Consider the following 2,560-nt stretch of genomic DNA (forward strand, 5'->3'; position numbering starts at 1 on the left):
TGTTAAAAAACCTGATGAACCTAAATTTATTACAGAAAAAAACCAAAAGAAATATATTGGTTCACATTACCCTCTCAATAGTGCAGTATTGGAATCTGTTATCAGCAAATTGGATACACAAAAAAACAGACTTCAAGTGGTCACTTTTTATTGGGATAAATTTAACAGTAAATACGATCCTATCAGAAGGTATATTTTATTCAAAGAAAATGGACTCGTAATACAAAAAAGCAAGAAAATTGATGCGCCTGTAGATAACCTCAAGGATATTCTTTCTGAATCGAAATGGAAAGAGATCGAGACGATCATGAAGACCAACAGTGATGAAGAATTATCCAACCCATGGGAAATCCCTCTTTACCTGGACGGACATGCATATGAAGCGGATATGGTGCTAGTTAAGAAAAGAGGAGAATTTGACCAACCTGTGTGGATGATTTACTTGGTAGATGCACATTTGGAGCATGTGTTTTCATCCTTATTGACTTTTGAGTCCATGATTCTGCTTCTTTTTTACCTATCCTTTTTGGCCCTTATTTCATATCTTAATAAACTGATCAAACCCCATTCAAAATTTAATAGGTGGGAAAAATTCTCGTATTACTACTTATTTCCAAATCAGCAGAAATCATTCGAGTTTATGGTAATGATCCGCTTTTTTGTTTTCTATTCTTTTTTGTTTGTTTATTTCTACAACCAACCTGGCTTTCATTTTTTCAGTATGTTTTTTCTCATCATAATAAGTACAATTCATATTAAAATTCTTATGTACGTATGGCTTGGCCCAAATTGGTATGATGAAAACCACATTCAAGTATTGCGGAATTGTTTGGTATTGGTTTGTATTTTGGTATTTCCTTTTTATGGGCTTCTAAAGGTAGGGGATGACGCTCCCTTTTGGATCATGTTGACTTTTGTGGTTTTCTCAGTCATTGCCACTGTTATCTATAAAAAAAGAATTGATATTAAGCGAGCTAATCAACCAAGCAATGCTTCAAAACACTTTGACCATGTAGCTTTTAAAAACTTGTATGTTGGATTCCTGATGATGTGGATTTTTCTCATAGGATTTATCCCCGGATATGTTGTTTTTTCAAAAGTGTACAATTATGAAAAAACTCATTGGGAAGAACAAACCGTAAAATCTGACAGGAAGGAACCCAATTTATTTTGGGTCAATTATGATGAAGTCAGAAGGGCGGTTTTTGGAAATCTTTCTTCCCAATATGAACCCGTGATTTCCGATTTTATTTCATTAAAAAGACAGAACGTAGAACCACAGGCAGATCAAAAGAAAGCCGCTATATCTTTTGGTTTTCTTGAAACCTATGTTAAAAAATTTATTGATGAGCCGGGCACATTTCTGTTTATCAGTTTACTGTTTTTTATCTTGCTATCAATCACTATTTGGATTCTGAAGACTCTTATTGATAAAATTTATTTTTTGAATTTCAGGTATCTACCAGAATGGACCGAAGATAAGAAATTTGCAGAAGGCGACTCTCCTTCTAGAGTATTCCTTTGCGGTTCAGATACCAATCTTAATTTGGATTGGGTTCGAGACAAATTTAATGTGAAAGAGGAAGAAATCGGGATTATGGATGCAATCTTGGACACGTCTCTGTCATGGGTCCAACAAATCCCCGATAGACTGACAACAAAATCCGTCTGGTTTATCCAAAATATCCACTGTTATTCCATCGAACAGGGCTTGATCGATTCATTACCTTTGATTATGGAAAAGGCGAAAGAAAAAAAAGCAATACTTATTTTGAGTTCTGCAATTTCTTGGAAGGAGATCAATAAACTTCTTGAAACAGCTGCATATAGAATCAGATTTTCTCAGATTTTCAGCAGTTTTCATTTTGAGTATGTTCCTGTAATACCTCTGATTCCAATCTTAGATGATGAAGCTGAGGAGAGCCAATTGCTTTCAAACCAAAGATCAAAAAAGGCGTATTTTACAAATTTATGGTCTGTGTTAAGTTTTGATGAGAAAAAGGTTTGCTATTATTTCAGCATGGAAGGGTTTTTTAATTTTTCAAATAATGATGTGATCGTAGAGCTTATCCAAAAAGGGATTCTTATTAAGACAGATCAATATGATATGCCTAAGTTATTCAGCAAGACCTTCCGGTATTTTGTCCTAAGTAATATTTCTTCAGAGGAATTAGAACTGTTCAAACTCGACGAACAAAAGTATGGCAATGTGAAAAGTCTTCAAGTTGCAGTTTTTAGTTTTATTCTGTTGTCAGTAGCAATTATTAGTTATTTCGACAAAAACTTCCTTGATCAAGCCACGACATTTGTCACAGGTATTGCTGGGGCGATTGGGGGCATTTACTCGATTTTCAGTAGAGCTGTTCCTTCATTAAAGTTTGGGTCTAGCAAATAGGCTACCGTATATACTTATCAAAATCTTATGGTTATACTTAAACAATTTTTTTTCATCTTGAGTTTTTCTAATTCATTCCAGTGAATGTAGAATATTTTGTTTTCCAACTTTGGTTTCGCGTAAATCGATTTTCGAGTTTCAAATGAATTTTTATTTTCTGTATCT

Annotated in this window: 1 protein-coding gene; it reads left to right on the forward strand. The window is 34.1% G+C overall.

Annotation, left to right across the window (positions count from 1 at the left end; translation table 11 throughout):
- A partial coding sequence (locus tag ACZFYI_RS18885; RefSeq protein ID WP_462525671.1) for a hypothetical protein occupies positions 1 to 2,395 on the forward strand: 2,395 nt, incomplete at its 5' end.
- Positions 2,396 to 2,560 lie beyond the last annotated feature (165 nt).

The organism is Aquiflexum sp., from assembly GCF_977115555.1.